This is a genomic window from Arthrobacter sp. NPDC056727, from assembly GCF_042790555.1.
GTDB lineage: Bacteria > Actinomycetota > Actinomycetes > Actinomycetales > Micrococcaceae > Arthrobacter.
On sequence record NZ_JBHTZA010000002.1, the window covers coordinates 338,739 to 356,720 of the forward strand.

General features: G+C 68.3%; 19 protein-coding genes. 9 read left to right on the plus strand and 10 right to left on the minus strand.

Going from position 1 to position 17,982, the window contains the following annotated elements:
- Window positions 1-104: 104 nt before the first annotated feature.
- The 5 genes from ACFRAH_RS03290 to ACFRAH_RS03310 all read right to left on the minus strand — a co-directional run bounded on the left by ACFRAH_RS03290 (window position 105) and on the right by ACFRAH_RS03310 (window position 4,374).
- Window positions 105-1,316, minus strand: coding sequence for an MFS transporter (locus ACFRAH_RS03290; RefSeq protein WP_377989485.1), 1,212 nt, complete (start codon window positions 1,314-1,316; stop codon window positions 105-107).
- 55 nt (window positions 1,317-1,371) lie between these two features.
- Complete coding sequence (locus ACFRAH_RS03295) at window positions 1,372-1,956, minus strand: dihydrofolate reductase family protein (RefSeq protein WP_377989486.1); 585 nt, start codon at window positions 1,954-1,956, stop codon at window positions 1,372-1,374.
- Between the two features lie 108 nt (window positions 1,957-2,064).
- Window positions 2,065-3,051 (minus strand): aldo/keto reductase, encoded by a 987-nt coding sequence (locus tag ACFRAH_RS03300; RefSeq protein ID WP_377989487.1) that lies wholly within the window; start codon window positions 3,049-3,051, stop codon window positions 2,065-2,067.
- Window positions 3,052-3,100: 49 nt separating this feature from the next.
- Complete coding sequence (locus tag ACFRAH_RS03305) at window positions 3,101-3,508, minus strand: cupin domain-containing protein (RefSeq protein ID WP_377989488.1); 408 nt, start codon at window positions 3,506-3,508, stop codon at window positions 3,101-3,103.
- On the minus strand, window positions 3,505-4,374 hold the full coding sequence (locus tag ACFRAH_RS03310) for a helix-turn-helix transcriptional regulator (RefSeq protein WP_377989489.1): 870 nt from the start codon (window positions 4,372-4,374) through the stop codon (window positions 3,505-3,507). The genes ACFRAH_RS03305 and ACFRAH_RS03310 overlap by 4 nt, the downstream gene beginning before the upstream one ends.
- 129 nt (window positions 4,375-4,503) lie before the next feature.
- Between ACFRAH_RS03310 and ACFRAH_RS03315 the strand changes: the two genes are divergently transcribed.
- Both ACFRAH_RS03315 and ACFRAH_RS03320 read left to right on the plus strand, forming a co-directional pair.
- A complete protein-coding gene (locus tag ACFRAH_RS03315; protein ID WP_377989490.1) occupies window positions 4,504-4,848 on the plus strand; it encodes a carboxymuconolactone decarboxylase family protein in 345 nt (114 codons plus the stop codon).
- A gap of 441 nt (window positions 4,849-5,289) precedes the next feature.
- Complete coding sequence (locus ACFRAH_RS03320; protein ID WP_377989491.1) at window positions 5,290-6,702, plus strand: MFS transporter; 1,413 nt, start codon at window positions 5,290-5,292, stop codon at window positions 6,700-6,702.
- 259 nt (window positions 6,703-6,961) lie between these two features.
- Here ACFRAH_RS03320 and ACFRAH_RS03325 read toward each other — a convergent pair whose 3' ends face one another.
- The 4 genes from ACFRAH_RS03325 to ACFRAH_RS03340 all read right to left on the minus strand — a co-directional run bounded on the left by ACFRAH_RS03325 (window position 6,962) and on the right by ACFRAH_RS03340 (window position 11,118).
- A complete protein-coding gene (locus tag ACFRAH_RS03325; RefSeq protein WP_377989492.1) occupies window positions 6,962-8,809 on the minus strand; it encodes a glycoside hydrolase family 15 protein in 1,848 nt (615 codons plus the stop codon).
- A gap of 24 nt (window positions 8,810-8,833) precedes the next feature.
- Window positions 8,834-9,310 (minus strand): hypothetical protein, encoded by a 477-nt coding sequence (locus tag ACFRAH_RS03330; protein WP_377989493.1) that lies wholly within the window; start codon window positions 9,308-9,310, stop codon window positions 8,834-8,836.
- A gap of 141 nt (window positions 9,311-9,451) precedes the next feature.
- Window positions 9,452-10,729: a flavin-containing monooxygenase gene (locus tag ACFRAH_RS03335; RefSeq protein ID WP_377989494.1), complete on the minus strand. Its 1,278-nt coding sequence runs from the start codon at window positions 10,727-10,729 to the stop codon at window positions 9,452-9,454.
- A gap of 2 nt (window positions 10,730-10,731) precedes the next feature.
- Entirely contained in the window at window positions 10,732-11,118 is a 387-nt protein-coding gene (locus tag ACFRAH_RS03340) for a TfoX/Sxy family protein (RefSeq protein WP_377989495.1), read from the minus strand.
- Window positions 11,119-11,252: 134 nt separating this feature from the next.
- Here ACFRAH_RS03340 and ACFRAH_RS03345 point away from each other — a divergent pair, with 134 nt between their 5' ends.
- From ACFRAH_RS03345 to ACFRAH_RS03370, 6 genes are all read left to right on the plus strand, one after another.
- Window positions 11,253-12,596, plus strand: a complete 1,344-nt coding sequence (locus tag ACFRAH_RS03345) for a phosphoribosyltransferase family protein (protein ID WP_377989496.1) — start codon at window positions 11,253-11,255, stop codon at window positions 12,594-12,596.
- A 125-nt stretch (window positions 12,597-12,721) separates the two neighbouring features.
- Window positions 12,722-13,189, plus strand: a complete 468-nt coding sequence (locus tag ACFRAH_RS03350) for a hypothetical protein (RefSeq protein ID WP_377989497.1) — start codon at window positions 12,722-12,724, stop codon at window positions 13,187-13,189.
- Window positions 13,186-14,412 (plus strand): Nramp family divalent metal transporter, encoded by a 1,227-nt coding sequence (locus ACFRAH_RS03355; RefSeq protein ID WP_377989498.1) that lies wholly within the window; start codon window positions 13,186-13,188, stop codon window positions 14,410-14,412. The genes ACFRAH_RS03350 and ACFRAH_RS03355 overlap by 4 nt, the downstream gene beginning before the upstream one ends.
- A complete protein-coding gene (locus tag ACFRAH_RS03360; protein WP_377989499.1) occupies window positions 14,409-14,837 on the plus strand; it encodes a hypothetical protein in 429 nt (142 codons plus the stop codon). The genes ACFRAH_RS03355 and ACFRAH_RS03360 overlap by 4 nt, the downstream gene beginning before the upstream one ends.
- Complete coding sequence (locus ACFRAH_RS03365) at window positions 14,824-15,171, plus strand: PRC-barrel domain-containing protein (RefSeq protein WP_377989500.1); 348 nt, start codon at window positions 14,824-14,826, stop codon at window positions 15,169-15,171. Before ACFRAH_RS03360 ends, ACFRAH_RS03365 begins: the two co-directional genes overlap by 14 nt.
- A gap of 229 nt (window positions 15,172-15,400) precedes the next feature.
- Complete coding sequence (locus tag ACFRAH_RS03370; RefSeq protein WP_003806113.1) at window positions 15,401-15,604, plus strand: cold-shock protein; 204 nt, start codon at window positions 15,401-15,403, stop codon at window positions 15,602-15,604.
- Between the two features lie 185 nt (window positions 15,605-15,789).
- Here ACFRAH_RS03370 and ACFRAH_RS03375 read toward each other — a convergent pair whose 3' ends face one another.
- Window positions 15,790-17,634 (minus strand): tetratricopeptide repeat protein, encoded by a 1,845-nt coding sequence (locus tag ACFRAH_RS03375; protein WP_377989501.1) that lies wholly within the window; start codon window positions 17,632-17,634, stop codon window positions 15,790-15,792.
- Between the two features lie 120 nt (window positions 17,635-17,754).
- Here ACFRAH_RS03375 and ACFRAH_RS03380 point away from each other — a divergent pair, with 120 nt between their 5' ends.
- The gene (locus tag ACFRAH_RS03380; RefSeq protein WP_377989502.1) at window positions 17,755-17,919 is read left to right on the plus strand and encodes a hypothetical protein; all 165 of its coding nucleotides are present in this window, start codon (window positions 17,755-17,757) and stop codon (window positions 17,917-17,919) included.
- Window positions 17,920-17,982 lie beyond the last annotated feature (63 nt).

Below are 17,982 nucleotides of genomic sequence, written 5' to 3' on the forward strand. Positions count from 1 at the left end.
CGCCGTCGGGCTTTACAAAACAGCAGAAGCAACTGCACCCCGAGTTTTCGTACAGATAATGGCCGCCTAAGGCGCTTCAGGAGCCATTATCTGTACAAAAACTCTCAGCGCACGGGCGCAGGGTTCCGGGCTGCGATGAGTGTGGCGAGCCAGACGAGGACGGCGAGGACGGCGTAGCCGGCGGTGATGACGGGGAGGCTGAGGACCCGGCTGGCCTGCCCGGCGACCAGGCTGGGAACGGCGGACCCGGTGTACGAGATGGCGTAGATGACGGCGAGCAGGCCCGCGCGCTCGCGGGGGAGCGCCTCGGGCAGGAGCGTGTTCATGCTGCCGGAGGTGGCCAGGCCCATCCCGACGCCGCCCACAACGCCCGCGCCGATAAACAGGCCGAGGATGCCCGCCGTGCTGGCGACTGCGAGCCCGATTCCCGCGGCGGCGACCAGCGTCATGCCTGTGCGCTGCGCGGCCGCGGGGGTGAAGCGTCCCGCGAGGAACCCGCCTAGGAAACCCGGCGCCATGTAGGAGGCGTACACGGAGGCCGCGACCAGGGGGCTGTGCGAGCCGAGGTCGTCGGCCGCGATGGAGGGGCCGAACGACGTGAAGTAGCCGCCGAACGCCCAGGTGGCCACAAAGACGCCGGAAGCAAGGGGCAGAAAGGGGCGTGACGCCGTCGGAACCGCCAGCCGCGGGATCAGCGAGGACCAGGCGCCGGGCGTGCGGGCAACGGTCTCGGGGCGGGTGGCGAGGGCGACCGCGCAACCCAGGAGGAGCGCGGCGAACACGCAGAAGGTGAGCTCCCGCGGGGCCGGCCCGAACTCGACGAGCACTCCGGAGAGGAAGACGCCGAGGGCAAGGCCGATGGTGGCGGCCGCAGTGGTGACGGCCGCGACCAGCCACCGCGGGCGCCGGGGTGCGGTGTCCACGATGTAGGCGCCGATGGCGCTGGAGGCGAGGCCGGCGGCCAGTCCCTGGAGGACCCGGCCGAGCAGGAGCGGGAGGAAGCTGTGCACCCACAGCAGGGTGAGGCAGCCGGCGGCGGCGAGCAGGAGCGCCGCAATCGAGACGGGGCGGCGCCCGTGGTGGTTGGAGAGCCGGCCGAGGACGAGCAGGGCGAACACGGCGCAGACGAAGTAGGCGACGGCGACCAGCGAGAACTGGTCGTTGGTCAGGCCGTCGGCGCTGCGGTAGGTGTCGTAGAGGGGGATGGCCGAGGCACCGGCGGCGAACACGGAGACGAACGAGACGGTGGCCGCGACGAAGCCGCGCCCCTCGGCGGGGGCGGCGGTCCGGCCGGGGCGGGGGTGTGTTTGGGTCATGTTCTTTCTTGCTGCGCAGGAGGGGCCCGGCACCGCCTGCGCAGTTGGCTAACTGTCAGGTGGCGCGGCGGTAGCGGATGTGGGTGGCCAGCGGTGAGTGAAGCACCTCGGCGGGTTCGAAGCCGAAGGATTCAACGCCGTCGAAGATGCGCTCGCCCGAGCCGAGCAGGACCGGCGCGATGTCGAGGGTGAGTTCGTCGATCACGCCGGCTTTGAGGGCCTGCCGGACGGTTGAGGCTCCGCCGGCGATGTCCACGCCCTTGTCCCCGGCGGCCTGTCGCGCTGCGGCGTAGGCCGCGTCGAAGCCCCCGGTGACGAAGTGGAAGGTGGTCCCGCCGTCCATCTGGATCGGGTCATGTGCGTGGTGGGTCAGCACGAACACCGGCGCGTGGTACGGCGGTTCGGGGCCCCACCACCCGGTCCACTCCTCATCCCAGTCGCCTCGGATCGGGCCGTACATGTTCCGGCCCATCACGTACGCGCCCCGCGGGCGCATGAGCCAGTCGTTGGCGACGTTGTCGGCATCAGTGGCCCGCGGGTCGCCGATGTGCCAGCCGTGCAGCTCCAGCCCCCGCTTGCCCAGGGGGTTATCGCGGCTCTGGTCCGGCCCGGCGACGAAGCCGTCCAGCGAGATCGACATATGGCAGGTGGTATCCGGCACGGTGAGCCTCCCGAGTGAGTGGGACTTGCATGCGGTCGTGTGGGGATCCTAGCACTCCGGGTCTGTGGCGTCCGGGCGAGGGAGGCGTCAGCGGTTGACGAGTCCCAGATGCTGGTCGTTGTAGCGTGCGCCGTGCACGCCGATCCGCCGGGCGAGCGCGTCGAGGTCTGCGACGTCGTCCGCGGAAAGGGCCACCGACGCGGCGCCCGCATTTTCCGCGATCCTGGCGGTGCTGCGCGTACCGGGAATGGGCACGATCCACGGCTGCTGCGCGAGCAGCCACGCCAGCGCGATCTGCGCCGGGGTGGTGCCCCTGCTGCGGGCGAGTCCGCCCACGTGCTCGACGAGCGCGGCGTTTGCGGACCGGTTCTCCTCCGTGAAGCGGGGGATCGTGGCGCGGACGTCGCCCGCCGCGAAGGCGGTGGCCGTGCTCACGGTGCCGGTGAGGAAGCCCTTGCCCAGCGGACTGAACGGCACGAACCCGATGCACAGCTCGGCGAGCGTCGGAAGCACCTCCGCCTCGGGATCGCGGGTCCACAGGGAGTACTCGCTCTGGACCGCCGTCACCGGCTGCACCGCGTGCGCACGGCGGATGGTCCCGGCGGACGCTTCCGACAGCCCGAAGTGCCGGACCTTGCCTTCGGCGATCAGCTCCCCGACGGTGCCTGCAACGTCCTCGATGGGAACATCGGGATCAACGCGGTGCTGGTAGAACAGGTCGATGACGTCGGTGCGGAGACGCTTCAGCGAGGCGTCGGCCACGCGGCGGATCTGTTCGGGCCGGCTGTCCAGGCCGACGCTCCTGCCGTCCTCGATCCGCCAGCCGAACTTGGTGGCGATCTGTACCTGGCCGCGGATCGGCCCGAGTGCCTCACCCACCAGTTCCTCGTTCACGTACGGCCCGTACACCTCGGCGGTGTCGAAGAAGGTCACCCCGAGGTCGTAGGCGGACCGGATGACGGCGATCATGTCCTCGCGGCTGCCGGGGTTGGGGCCGTAGCTCTGTGACATGCCCATGCAGCCCAGCCCGACTGCTGAGACGGTCAGGCCCTGTCCGAGGGTGCGGGTGTGCATATGGGTCTCCCTTGCTGGTGGGTGGTTGTTCGTTGGGCCGCGTGCGGGGTTAGGGCTGCGTGCCGTTGTACTCGTCGTCGGTGATGTGCTCCAGCCACGTGGTGGTCGTGGCGGGATCGTCGCCGTTCTCCAGCATGGCGATGTGCTCCATGAAGCAGCCCGGTGCGGCGGCGTGCCAGTGCTCTTCTCCCGGCGGGGTGTACAGGGTCTGGCCGGGGTGGACCTCGATGATCTTGCCGTCGCGGCCGCCGAACCGGGCGACGCCCTGGGTGACGCGGAGGTACTGTCCGCGGGCGTGCGAGTGCCAGGCAGTGCGGGCTCCGGGGGCGAACCGGACGGTGGCCACGATCATGCGCTGGTCGCTTTCGTGCGGCAGCGCGATGGGGTCCAGCCACACGTCGCCGACGAACTGCTCGGGCGGGTTCTTGCCGGTGGGCTTGGCGGGTTCGATGTTCATGCGTTCTCCTTGCTGGTGGTGGTCGTTTCGGTCGCCGCCCAGCTGGCGAGCAGCCGGAGGCCGTCTTCCGACGGCGTGCCGGGGTCGGCGCTGTAGGCGGTCAGGGTGAGTCCGGGCGCGTTGGGAAGCTCGAGGGCGTCGAACGCCAGCTGGAGGTCGCCGACGGCGGGGTGACGGAAGTCCTTGTAGCCGCCTCTGTGGAGGCGAACATTGCGTTGTGCCCACCTGGCGCGGAAGTCCTCCGAACGGGTGGACAGCTCCCCGATCAGCTCGGTGAGGGACTTGTTGAACGGGTCACGGCCTGCCTCGGTGTGGAGGATGGCGACGGCGGTGCTGGCCGCCTTCTCCCAGTCCGGGTACAGGATGTGCGAGCGGGGATCGAGGAAATTAAAGCGTGCCAGGTTCACCTTTTCGGTGTTTCGGGCGTACGCCTCCGAATAAAGGGCGCGGCCGAGGCTGTTGATCGCCAGGATGTCCAGCCGGCCGTTGCGCACGAACGCGGGCACGCCGGCCATCGAGTCCAGAAGCCGCTGGATGCTGGGGGTCACGGCCTCGCTGGGCTTGCGCCGCGGCCGCGCCGACGGTGAGGCCGCGCGTGCCAGGTTGTGCAGGTGCTCGCGTTCGGCTTCGTTCAGCTGGAGCGCCCTGGCGAGCGACTCCAACACGCTGTCGGAGACTCCGCCGAGCGAGCCGCGTTCGAGCTTGGTGTAGTACTCCACTGAGACGCCGGCCAGCAGTGCGACCTCCTCGCGGCGCAGCCCGGGGACTCGCCGGGTGCCCCCGAACGAGGGCAGGCCGGCCTGGTCCGGGGTCAGCTTCGCCCGGCGGGTGGCGAGGAACTCACGGATCTCGTGGCGGTTGTCCATGCTGACCACGCTACGTTCACATCGGACGCCGAGGGAGTCTCTGCCAGTACCCGTATGGGCAGGGCCTCCCGCACGGGCGGGAAACGGGCGTTGACTTGTGGTTGTCGACCCCAAAGAAAGGAAACGCCCATGACTGACGAAACAACCGGCTGGACCGGCGGCCTACGCGCCTTCGGCGACTTCGCCCCTGGCCTGGTCCACTACACCGACCGTGTCCTCTTCGACGAGGTCTGGGAGCGGCCCGAGCTTTCCAAGCGCGACCGCAGCCTCATCACAATCGCGGCGCTCCTCGCCGGCGGCAACACCGAGCAGCTGAACTTCCATCTCGACTTCGCCAGGAAGAACGGCCTCACGGAGCAGGAACTCATCGAGGCCATCACGCACCTTTCCTTCTACGCCGGCTGGCCCAAGGCGATGTCCGCCATGGCCGTTGCGAAGAAAGTCTTCACCGAGGAGCCGGCCCAGGAGGGTTAGCCGGCCTCCGGCAGGGCTATCCCTTGCTTTGAGCACGCACAAGGCGCTGGAAAAGACCGGATATCCGGTTGAGGCAGACCCCGGTGAGAGTTGACGCATACAACCAATTAGCCTGTCAAGCTCTTGACCGGGGCGGATCCCAGCCCTTAGAGTCCTGATATATGAGTAATATATGTCACATCTTGACCGGCCCTGGACCCGAGGTTTTGATCTCGATGGGTCGGCGGGAGGGGGCCGGAAGCCAAAGCCTTGCCGACTCCATCTCGAAGAGCAGTGATATATGACGACGCCGAAATCATCTCGTGAGTTCAGCGCGGCCGTATCGGCTGGCATCGAGCCAGCCGGTCTCGTGTAACAGTCGCCAAAGGCGGCGGCTGTCCGTGCGTCCGGGAAACGGCGCTCCGGTGCCGTTGCGCTGAAGCCAGAAGGGAACAAATCTCAATGACCCATCCGACCAGGACGACGGCCTCCGTCGACACCTCCCTATCAAAAGAGACCAGCTCCAGGTTCAAACGCCGCTTCATGGTGCGGCTTGTCGCGGTCTTCATCGGCGGGATGTTCCTCGACGGTTACATCCTCGGAATCATCGGCCCCGTCACCGGACCCATGCGGTCAGATCTCCAGCTCGACGAACTGTCTCTGGGCATGATCGCTGCAGGCCCGCTGGCTGGTATCTTCGTCGGCTCCCCGCTGGCCGGCTGGGCTACTGACAAGTTCGGACGCAAGCCCATGTTCCTCGTGGACATGGGCCTGTTCCTGGCCGCCTCAGCGGCCCAGTTCTTCGTAACCTCCGGAGACGGGGCCGTGATCCAGCTGGCCATCATCCGGTTCTTCATGGGCGTCGCGATCGGCGGCGAGTACTCAATCGGTGGGCCGTTGCTATCAGAGTTCTCCCCTCCAAAGCTCCGCGGGCGTTTGCTCGGGCTGACGCTGATCGCCTGGTACGTCGGTTTCATGATGGCATTCATCATCGGCACGCTCCTGCACGACGCCGGCACCCCATGGCGCCTCGTTATCGGCACGAGCACGATACTCGCATTTGTCCTGTTCCTCGCCCGCATCGGCCTCCCCGAATCGCCGAGCTGGCTCATTTCGAAGGGACGGCGTGAGGAAGCACTCGCGATCGCACGCAGCTACATCGAATCACCCGAGATGCACAACAGCATCACCGAAGAGATCGATCTGAGGATGATCCAGGAGGCTCAGGCCGCGCAGAGCAGGACCAAAATCAAGGGCGCCTCCTTCGGAATGCTGTTCTCGAGGCAGTACTGGCGCACCACCCTCTTCACCGCAGGTTTTTGGTTCTGCGCGGTCACTCCGTACTTCGCGATCGCGACCTTCGCCGACGACGTGCTCAACCACTTCGGCTTCGGCGGCGGCTGGGCCGGTGGAGTCGGCCTGTCCGCACTTGCTACCGCGGGCGTTGTCATCAGCGTGCTTCTGATTGATAAGCTCGGCCGCCGAATCCTCACCGTGCCCGGGCAGTGGCTCTGCGCAGGCATCCTGCTGATCATCGGACTCTGGACTGACGCACCAGCGATCCTCGTGCTCGTCCTGTTCCTCGCCTTCTCCTTCTTCAACGCCGGGTACACCACGATGACCCAGGTCTATCCGTCCGAGGTATTCCCCGGCCACCTTCGCGGTATCGGCACGGGCTTCGCCGCGGCCTTCAGCCGCATCGGAGCCGCACTCGGCACGTTCGCACTGCCATGGGCGATCACCAACATCGGCATGGGCCCAAGCATGGTCGTAGCGGCCGCCGTCGCACTACTCGGCGCAGGCCTCTCGCAATGGCTCGCGCCGGAGACGAAGGGGCGCACCCTCGCCGAGATCTCAGCAGATTTTTCCCACTGACACCGGGGCTGCACCGTGACTTCGGGTCAGAGCTAGGGCCCTCGGGCGGATCATTGTCAGTTGGCAAATCCGCGCTTTCGGTGCCGGCCTCCCCGGAGGAAGGATCAGTCGCCCGGCCTTAACAGAAAGACGGAGTTAAACACGAAGGGCCGGCTTGTAAGCCGGCCCTTCGTGTTCTTCGGCAAAAGTCACTTGCCCCTCCGAGGTGGATCAGCAGGGTATTGGAGTTTTTGTCCAGATAATCGCCGTTCAGGGCACTTTAGAGGCCATTATCTGGACAAAAACTCGGGACCTCGGTGGGGTTTGCCAGCGGCCCCTCCTCAACCGCGGACACGTCCGATACGTCCCGCAGTGCCAGCGCTGCCTGGACCAGTGCGGCGTGGGTCATGGCCTGCGGAAAGTTGCCGAGGAGGGTTCCGGTGACGGGATCGGCTTCTTCACTGAACAGGCCCAGCGGACCGGCGTAGCTTAGAAGCGCCTCGAACAGTTCCGACGCCTCGCCCGCCCTTCCCGTCAGGGCGAGGGCCTGCACCAGCCAGAAGGAGCACGGCAGAAAGGCCCCCTCGTCCCCGGGCAGCCCGTCCTGGCCGGGCGGGTAGCGGTAGAGGAAGGGGTAGCCGGCCGACAGCTCCGCCCAGACAGCATCCACCGTGCCCCTCAACCGTGCCGAGCCGGCCGGGTCGAACCCGGTCACGGGCAGGATCAGCAGCGCCGAGTCGAGGTCGCCCGATCCGTAAGAGCGGGTGTAGGTGTTCCGGGCGGCGTCGAATCCCCGGGTCCTGATGTCGACGGCGATATCGCTTCGTGCCGCTTCCCACCGGCGCCGCCGCCGGGCGCTGATCTGGTGGGTCTCGGAGATTCGCAATGCCCGGTCCAGGGCAAGCCAGCCCATGATCTTCGAATGCACATGGTGTGCGGCATCGGCACGGATTTCCCAGATCCCGGCGTCCGGTTCCGGCCAGCGCCGCGCCACGAGGTCCGTGAAGCCGCGCAACGCCCGCCACGTCTCCGAGTTGAGCCGGTGCCCCTGCCGGACGAGGTTCCACGCGGCGTCGATGACCCAGCCGTACCCGTCGAGCTGATGCTGATGGGCCGCCCCATTGCCCACCCGGACCGGAGCACTGCCTGCATAGCCCGGCCAGCTCTCCAACGTGCGCTCGCGGGGGACATGCCCTCCGGTCAGCGTGAGCAAGGCCGGCAGCCGCGGCCGCTGCAGCCGGCTGGCGTGCAGCAGCCAGTTCAGGAAGTTCAGGGCCTCGGCATCCTTGCCCAGGCCGAGGAAAGCGGCGATCCCGATGCTCGCGTCCCGCGGCCACGCAAACCTGTAATCCCAGTTGCGGATGCCGCCGGGGTCTTCCGGCAGCGACGTCGTCGGGGCAGCAACCGGTGCGCCCGATGGCGAGTAGGTCAGCAGCTTCAGCGTCAGCAGGCTCCGCAGGACCGGTTCCCGGAACGGAACATCCCGGCTGATGCCCGCCGTCCACTCCCGCCAGCGCGCCTCGTCGGCTTCCACCAGGTCCCACGCGGTTTCCGGATCGACCCACACCAGCGGTTCCGTATATGCCAACGCAAGCACCATCACGACCGGACGGCCGGGCTCAACGGTGACTGCCGTCGTCGTACCCGGCTCCACCCGCAGCCCGCCGCTGCACCCGAGCGACAAGGCCAGGGCGCCCCATTCGCACACCAGGTGCTGTCCCCGACGGACGCGGGGGCGGAGATGGCGCTCGCCGAAGCGCGGGTTAATTTCGACGGCGGCCTCCGCCGGTGCGCCGTCGGCCTCCAGCCGCCGGATCAGGAGAGTCGTGGGCAGCAGCTGGCCCGACACCTCCGCCACCATTGCCTCGCTGAGTGTCAGGGTGCCGCCGTCGGTGGCCCAGACCGTCTCGAGGGTCGCGGTGTGCGGCCGGTACCGGCGAAGGATTTGCCGGGCGGGACGGGCGGGGCCGGCGCGGAAGGTGCCCGCTTCGGGGCCGCCGAGCAGGGCGCCGAAGACGGGGTCGCCGTCGAAGGTGGGCGCGCAGAGCCAGTCGATGCCCCCGTCAGTCGAAACGAGGGCGGCCGTGCGCGTGTCGCCGAGCAGGCCGTAATCCTCAAGGGGTGTCATGCTGCTTCACCTTCTCTCTGCGCGTCAGCCGGCCGTGAGGAGCAGACCGAGCAGCGATCCGTAGACCACGTGGGCCGCCACGGCGACGGCCGGCGTCTGGATCCCGTAGTTCAGGCCGAGCAGGCCCGGCGGTTCCAGTGCCGCGCGGCTGGCGGGGCCGGCCCGGGTGCTGGCCATTCGGGGATGGATGCCGGGCAGCAGGGGCAGGATGACGGTCAGCGCGACGGCGACGTGCAGGAGTCCCAGCAACGCGCCGATCCACCACGTGGCCCGGCCCAGCAGCGCGAAGACCGCCGCGTAGCCGAGGGCGAAGACCTGCCCGGCCGCGAGGTGGATGAAGAACCCGGCGATCCGTGCCCTGTCCGGGTCGGGCGTGACGAGGCTTCCCAGGACCAGCGGCAGGTCGAGCCGGGTCCAGCCGGCCATCTGGAAGGCGATCATCACCGCAGTCAGGGCTGTGGTGGCGAGCAGCCCGAATAACGCCCACCCCTGCCAGTCCATCTCAACCTCCTGCGTTCTAAAAGTAATTTCCTTAATTTTAGAACGCGGGCGAGGGGCCGACAAGAACCGAGAAACCAACGCGGGGTCACCTACCGCCCAATGGAGGCCCCGGATTGGGCGGTAAGTGACCCCGCGTTGCGGTTACCGGGCCGCGATGTGGGCCGCCACGTACTCCGCGTCGGCTCCGACCAGCGCCACCGTGGATGAAGCATGGCAGGTGAGCCAGGGGAGCCCCACCGCATAGAGGCCCGGGATCTCGGTGACGCCGCGGGTGTGGCGCGGGTAGTTCCACTCGTCGAGCACCGGCATGTCCAGGAAGCCGAAGTCGAGCCCGTAGCCGGTGCACCAGATGACGGACGTGATGCCCTCGGCCACCAGATCCAGGCGCGCCCCCGATTCAGAAGGAAGCCAGTCATCCACTGGCACAGCTTCCGCAGCGGGCGCGTCGATGCCGGCCGCGGCGATGTACGCGTCGAGCATCACCTGCATGCGCTGCCCGAACCCGGTTTCCACCATCGCCAGGCGTGCGGTGAGGTCGTCGCTGAAGGCGAGTACGCCGTCGTCCGTTCCCTCAAAGTGGCCGTGCAGCCGAACGCCCCGGCGGCCCAGTTCCCGCAGGTGGATGCTGTGCCCGCCGTCGTTGCCGGAGATCAGCGGATTGCACATGAACCGCGCGGCGGGCGAGGGGAGCTGCTCCCGGTGCAGGCCGTTGATGCCGTACTCCGGCCCGTGCAGGTTGACCTGCAGCAGCCAGTAGAACGTGTCCTCGCCGCGGTAGCGCCGTGGCGCCTCGGGGCATGACGAGACAGACAGGCGCACCTCCCGGCCGGCGTCGAGCAGGTCCTCGGTGATCTGCCCGCCCGACTGCCCGGTGCCCACCACCAGCACCGCGCCCTCGGGCAGCTCCTGCGGGTTGCGGTAGTCGTGGCTGTGCAGCTGGCGGATGTGCCCGGGAATGTTGGCGGACGACGGCGGAATCCGCGGCCGCTGATAGGCACCGTTTGCCAGGACGACGTTCCGCGCCAGCAAGTTTCCCTGGTCCGTCTCGACGGCGAAGCCGCCGTCCGCGCTGAAGCCGTCCGCCCGGGCAACCCGCGTGACCTCCGTCCCCAGCTGCACCGGGGCCGCGATCCGCCGGGCATAGTCGCGGAACAGGGAAATCACCTCGTCCCGCGGCAGGAACGCCTCGGGCTCCGGCCCGTCGTAGATGTGGCCGGGCAGCAGGAACGCGAAGTTGGGTGTGTTCAGGTAGAACGAGTCCCAGCGGTCCTGCCAGGCCCCGCCCAGTTCCGGGCGCCGCTCCAGCAGCAAGTGGTCGACGCCTGCCCGGCCCAGCCAGTAGCTTGTGGCCAGGCCGGCCTGCCCCGCGCCGATCACCAGGGTGTCGACTTCGCGTGCCGAGGCGGCCGATGGAGGCATGGCTACTTCTTGGCGGCCTTCGGCCTGGGTTCTTTGGCGGCCTTCGGCGGCAGGCTGGCGACGTACGCGAACGCCTTCTCGGTCCACGCCCTGGCCCGGGCGTTGTCGCCGTCGCCCTCCTCGTTCCACATCTCCGGCAGCCCGGTGTAGCCGCCCATCGGGCGCTCGGCGGGGCCGAACGGGACTGTCCGCTCCGTGGACTCGAGCACCTCGCGGTCCTCGTCGGAGAGCTTGATCCCGATGGTCGGCCCGAACAGCCCGGCGAACATGTTGCCGTTGACGAACGCCCCCAGGTTCCCGAACATCGGCTTCACAACCACCCCGGGATGGTCGGGCAGCACGGACCGGAAATTCTCCTTGTCCGCTTCGGTCGCTTTGGGCATGTCCATGTTTTTCCCCTCCGGTAGGGCGGGCTTCCGGGTCCTTCCGCCCTTGAAGGCATCGGCGGAAGGGCGTTGACTGGAACCGCTGGTGTTGGTGATGTTACTCGCGTTCCCGCCTCAGAAGGAGGGGATGACCCGCGATGTTCGAGTTCCTGGACAGGGCTGATGCCGGCCGCAGGCTGGGACAAAAGCTGGCCGGGCTGCGGGGCCAGGATGTGGTGGTGCTCGGGTTGCCCCGCGGCGGTGTCCCGGTCGCATCCGAGGTGGCGAAAGCACTCGCTGCGCCGCTGGATGTGATTGTTGTGCGGAAACTTGGGGTTCCGTTCCAGCCCGAAGTGGCCATGGGAGCCATCGGGGAGGGAGGCACCCGCGTGCTCGACCAGCGGGTGGGAGCCTTGTCAGGGATCAGCGAAGGAGACCTGCAGAAAGTCGAACTCAAGGAACGCGGGATCCTGGAAAGCCAGCTGGCCCGGTACTGCGGAGGGCGGACGCGCAGCGACCTGCACGGAGCAACGGCCATCATCGTCGACGACGGAATGGCCACGGGCTCGACGGCGCGTGCCGCATGCCAGGTGGCGAGGCAGCTCGGCGCGGCGCAGGTGGTCCTGGCCGTGCCTGTCGCTCCCGCCCGGGCGCTCGCCTCGCTGACTGAAGCGGACGACGTCGTGTGCCTGGTATCGGCCCGGATGTTCCACTCCGTGGGCTACTACTACCGTGACTTCTCACCCACCGCGGACGGGGAGGTTGTGCAGATGCTCGACGCCGCCGCCGGGCCCCCGCGCCGCCTCAACGCGAGGGGCAGTGTCAAGGAAGACAGCGTTGAGGAGGAAGTGGACATACCCTGTGAAGCGGTCCGGCTCCGCGGCAGCCTGCACCTGCCCTCGCCGTGTGAAGCCGTCGTCGTCTTCGCCCACGGCAGCGGCAGCGGCCGCCACAGCCCCCGCAACCGTTACGTGGCCTCGGTCCTCCAGGACGCCGGCCTGGGCACACTGCTGCTTGATCTGCTCACGCCGGACGAGGAAGTGGTCCGGGCCAATGTGTTCGACATTGCCCTGCTTGCCGAGCGCCTGGCCACTGCAGGCAGATGGCTTGGCACGAGACAGGACACGTCGCGGAGCCGGATCGGCTATTTCGGGGCCAGCACCGGCGCCGGAGCCGCCTTGTGGGCCGCGGCTGAAGCCGACGCGCAGGTGGCCGCCGTTGTGTCCCGCGGAGGGCGCCCGGATCTGGCCGGCCCGAGACTTGCCGCGGTGCGTGCCCCCACCCTGCTGATCGTCGGCGGGGACGATTCCGAGGTCCTCGCCCTCAACCGCCAGGCCATGGCCCGCATGCAGGCGCCAACGCGGCTGGAAGTGGTCCCGGGAGCCGCACACCTCTTTGAAGAACCCGGAACCCTTGCCCGCGCGGCCACCCTGGCCTCGGAGTGGTTCACGCAGTACCTCTTGCCTTCCGGGGAAGGACGACCCGCACCTGACCAGCAGTGATATCGCCCCACACCCCTGCTGTTTCGCGGCGCGCAGTGCTATACATAGCTCAAGGCAACTAATCTGCGCCCGACTGCAGGGCCGCGATTCGGACAAGCCGGGTCCGCCCGGAGGCTGGAGGACAGGTGCTCACCAGGCCAGCCGGAGCGCGGACGGCCCGCAGCGCACTCGTCCCACTTGCCTGCCTCGCAGCCCTCCTCGCCTCCTGCTCGGCCGGCGGCACGGTCACGGACGCCGTCTCCACCGCCGCCAAGGACAGCTCCTCCGCCATCTCCACCGCCCGGCTCGCCGTCGGCCTCGACTCCGGCGGCAAGCTCACCAAGGCCGCCACCTCCACCACACTCGACGACGCCCTCAAGGAGGTGCAGACCAGCCGCAACACCGTCATGCAGCTCTCGCCCACGTCAAGCGAGGACCGGCAAATGCGAGAGGAAGCCCTGAAGGTGCTGGACAGTTCGGCTGCCGGCCTCACCACTGCGCGGGACGCCGTGTCGTCCGACGACGGCGGCCCGTCACTTTCCGAGGGGGACAAGGCGCTCGCCGCCGCTGAGGAAGCCCTGACCGGGCTGCAGGAGAAGGCGGGCGGGAAATGAAACGGCTTCTCGGCGTCGCGCTCGGCATCCTCACCGCCATTGGCGGCTTCGTGGACATCGGCGACCTGGTGACCAACGCCGTCGTCGGGTCCCGGTTCGGGATGTCGCTGGTCTGGGTGGTGGCGGTGGGCGTCGTCGGGATCTGCGTCTTCGCCAACATGTCCGGCCGGGTGGCCGCTGCCTCGGGGAGGGCCACGTTCGAGGTGATCCGCGAACGGCTGGGGCCGCGTGCCGGTCTGGCGAACCTGTCTGCATCCTTCCTTATCAACCTGATGACCGTGACGGCGGAAATCGGCGGCATCGCCCTGGCCCTGCAGCTGGCGAGCAGCGTCCACTACCTGCTGTGGATTCCGCTGGCCGCGGTGGCAGTCTGGCTGGTGATCTGGCGGGTCAAGTTCTCCATCATGGAAAACGTCACCGGGCTCCTAGGCCTGACCCTGATCGTGTTCGCCGTGGCGCTGTTCCTGCTCAAGCCGGACTGGGGCAACCTGGCCAGCCAGGCCATCCCCGCCGTCCCGAACGAGGAAACCGGCGCCACCTACTGGTACTTCGCCATCGCCCTGTTCGGTGCCGCCATGACGCCGTACGAGGTGTTTTTCTTCTCCTCCGGCGCTGTGGAGGAGGGGTGGAAGATCAAGGACCTGATCCAGTCGCGGATCAACGTGCTGGTGGGCTTCCCGCTCGGCGGGCTGCTGTCCGTCGCCATCGCCGGGTGCGCCGCCGTCGTGCTTTTGCCCGCCGGGATCTCCGTCACGTCGCTGTCCCAGGTGATCCTCCCGGTGGCGGAGGGTGCCGGAAAACTGGGGCTCGCCGTCGTTCTTCTGGGCATCATGGCAGCGACGTTCGGCGCGGCCCTGGAGACGACGCTCTCCAGCGGCTACACGCTGGCGCAGTTCTTCGGCTGGTCCTGGGGCAAGTTCCGCAAGCCGGCGGAGGCGGCCCGGTTCCATGTGTCGATGATCATCTGCCTGCTGGTGGGGCTGGCGGTGCTGGCCACCGGTGTGGATCCCGTGCTGGTCACCGAATATTCGGTGGTGTTCTCCGCCGTGGCGCTGCCGCTGACGTACCTGCCCATCCTGATCGTGGCCAACGACCCCCAATACATGGGCAGGCACGTCAACGGCCGGGGCGTGAATGTGGTGGCCATGGTCTACCTGGTGGTCATCCTTGTGGCCTCACTGGCGGCCATACCCCTGATGATCGTGACAGGAGCCGGTGCATGAAGAATCCCCAGCCGCTGGTCCCGGTGCCGCCTGTCGCCGGGCAGACCCTGGACGCGCAGCTGCACCTGCTGGACCGCCAGGTTTTGGACAGCGACGGCGTCCCCGTCACCACGGTGGACGACCTCGAATTCGGCGCTCCCGGCGGTGGTGACATTTCCGCGGGGGCCGTGATTCCCGAGGGTACGCCGGCCCCGGTGCTCACCGCCCTGCTCACCGGCCCCGTGCTGGGGACGCGCATCTTTGGCGGCAGGCCGCCGTCGTCCCGGCTGATCCGGATCCCGTGGAAGGACGTGGCCGACGTCGGCGTGGTGGTCCGGCTCGGCGTGAGCGGCCAGGGCCTGGACGCCGACTGGGTGGAGCGCTGGATCCGGGACAAGATCATCACCCGGATTCCGGGGTCAGGAGGCCGCCGTGATCCTCGGTGACCTCTTGGGCACTGTTGTGCAGAACGACGACGGCGAGCGGCTGGGGCGGGTGGCCGACGCCCGGTTTGTGGTGGACGGCGCCCCGAACGGGCTGCTGGCCGACGCCCGGCTGCTGGGACTGGTGGTCAGCCCGCACAGCTGGTCGTCCTTCCTGGGGTACGAACGGAACAGCCTCACGCAGCCGTGGCCGCTGCCCCAGCTCCTGCGGTGGCGGCACCGCGGATCGTTCTTCGTGATGTGGGAGGACATTGCGGTGCTCGGCGAGCGGTCCGTTCGGCTGCGGCCCGGGTACACGGCGTACAGTCCGGCGCTGGACGGGAACGGGCAGGAATAGGGTTTCCTGTCCCGGCCTGCTTTGCCCTGAATGGTTGTTCCTGCAAGTTTGGCGTTTGCGCTGGTGGATTTCCTGTAGAGTTGATCACGTTGTTGTGTTTGCATTGTGTAGTTCAGGCAGTACGCGCGGTCGAAAGTCCGCGTTCTTCTGAAGTAGCGGTTTTGAACACCCCACACCGGAGGACCCGAAAGTCGGGACTTTTCCTCCACCTTCACGAAGGACAAAAATAATGGCTACTGGCACCGTCAAATGGTTTAACGCTGAAAAGGGCTTCGGCTTCATTTCCCCGGACGACTCCTCGCAGGACGTTTTCGCGCACTACTCCGCGATCAACTCCTCCGGCTTCCGCTCCCTCGAAGAGAACCAGAAGGTTTCCTTCGAAACCGAGCAGGGCCCCAAGGGTCCCCAGGCCGTCAACATCCAGGCTATCTAATTTTATAGATAACCGGGACCGTTAGGTTTCTGAGCAGGGCCCGCCATTTATGGCGGGCCCTGTTTTTGTTTTAAGAGGACCCGCGCCGAGATGACACTTCGTGGCGGTGTTCTATCGAATCACTGCCACGAAGTGTCATCTCGATGGACCAGCACGGGGGTTTCGACGGGGCTCAACCGCGGCTGTCAGAGTTGGCCGCGGGCCGTGAGGAACGCGGTCAGGGCGGGGTTGTCGATCTCCTTCGCCAGCCAGGGGACCGCCTGGGCGGCCGCGTCGTCGCCGAGCACCGCGCGGTGGGACTGCGCCCGCACCACGAACTCGCGCATGCCGCTCCGGCTCGCAAGCGCACCAAGGCGCTCAACCACTTCTCCTGCCCGCTCCGACCGTGCAGCGATGGCCACTTCGGCGGCGACGTCCAGCAGCCGGGCCGAATACCAGAGGTACCAGGGCTTGGGCTCCATCCCTCTCTCGACCCAGTGCTGGGCAGCGGCGAGGTCGCCGTGCGCCAGGAAGAGACGCGCTTCCGCACCGGCGGCGAGGGCCATGTAGCAGTGGTCCCCGGCGAGGTCTGCCATCACCCACGACCTGTCGATCATTTCCGCGGCGGCCTCGAGGTCGCCCGCCGCCAGGTACGTCTCGCCGCGGACGCCAGCCACGAACGGTTCGAACGCCGTCCAGTGCTCGGCCAGAATCCACTGCAGCGCGTGGTCCAGGGTTTCGGCCGCGGGGTCCAGCTCCCCGCGAAGCAGCCAAACGCGGCCAAGGAGCGCGCTGCTGAACGCCAGCTGCCGGCGGTTCCGCGCCTCCCGGGCCAGCCGGATGGACGCAGTCAGCGCTTGAACCGCTTCGCCATAACGCGCGGTGTCCGAGGCCAGCATGCCCTGGATCGCCAGGACCCGCGCCTGCTCTTCGGGGAATCCGACGGCGGCCGCGCCGGCCCGCGCCAGCCAGCCAGCCGCCCGGTCGGGAACGCCGCGCTGGACCGACAGGTAGCCCAGCTCGCGGTAGGCGGCAGCCGAGGTGGGGGACCCGCCGTCGTACATTTCCGACGGCGACCCAGCAGATGCCGATCCAGCCGGCGGCGTTTCAGCCGACAGCGCCCGGTGCAGGAAATCCGCCACCTCCGCGCCGCGGCCGCCGGCCTGGTGGATCATCGCCCCGGCCAGCGTGACCAGCGACTCGGCGAGGAGGTGCCGGTCGGGGGTGCGCTGGGCCAGGACGACGGCGAGCCGCAGCTGGTCCAGGCCCCGGTCCACGGCGCCGGCCGAGAGCGAGGCGGCGCCGGCGTCGAGATACGACCGCACTGTGGCCACGGTGGCGGGAATCCCCGGATCGGCCTCCGGCGCCGCACCCGAGAGTGCCCTCCGGATTTCCGGCGGCAGCGGCAGGCCCAGTTCGTCGCGGTAAAGCTCGGCGCACTTTGTCATATGCTCCCGGGCACGCCGGTGCTCGCCGATCGCCACCAGCGCCTTGACCAGTACCGCATTGCAGTCGGTGTGGAAGGGGTCGCGCTGGAGCGCCCGGGAGGCCAGCTCAACTGCCTCCCGCGGATCGCCCGACGCCAGCGCGGACACCGAGGACTCGTACAGCAGGGACTGCGCGCAGTTCTCCAGCCGGTAGCGCTGGTCCGCCAGCCAGGAATCGAAAACCGGGCAATCGACGAAGGACAGCCCCTCCAGCAGCTGGCCGTTCAGGCTGCGCGGATCCGGGCGGGGGAGCGCACCCGATCCGACCAGTTCGACGGCGTCGCACCGCCACGGCGGCTGCAGCGCCAGCCGCAGCGGGTCGCCGTCGAACGTCACGCCGGCGAGCGTCCGCCGCAGCTCGGAGAGGTTCCAGCGCAGGGCGCCGAGGGGATCCGCGGCGTCGGGGAACAGCAGCGTTGCCAGCCGCGTCCGGCCGGTGCCGTCCGGCTGAAGCGCAAGGTAGGCCAGCACGGCCCAGGCCTTGCGGCCCCGGGGCTGCGGGGGAGAGGTTCCGGTGGACTCGATCGCCGGCGGACCGAGGAGCCGAATGGTGCTTTCGGCCATACGGCTCATGGTACCGCTGCAGCTTTTCGGTGTCTGCGGTGCCTCACACGCTTGCTCACACGCCCGCAGAACACACTGAAATCACCCCATCAGCACCACCACTCATCCGAGGGAAACACCATGGAACTGTTCAGCATCATCGTTCTTGCGGGTCTCTGGGTTGCCGGCGCCACCGTCCGTGCCATCCTGCATGACGGCCGGGGCCACACTCCGAGCGAGCGCTCCACCGAGCCGTGGCAGGCGGGCCGCCTGCCCAGCGTGCCGTTCTCCGAGGCGCGGCTTTAGAGCGGCGGTCGCCGCTGATTGAGCTTGCGGAAGCCCGACGGCGGGAGGCCGGCAGCGCATGCC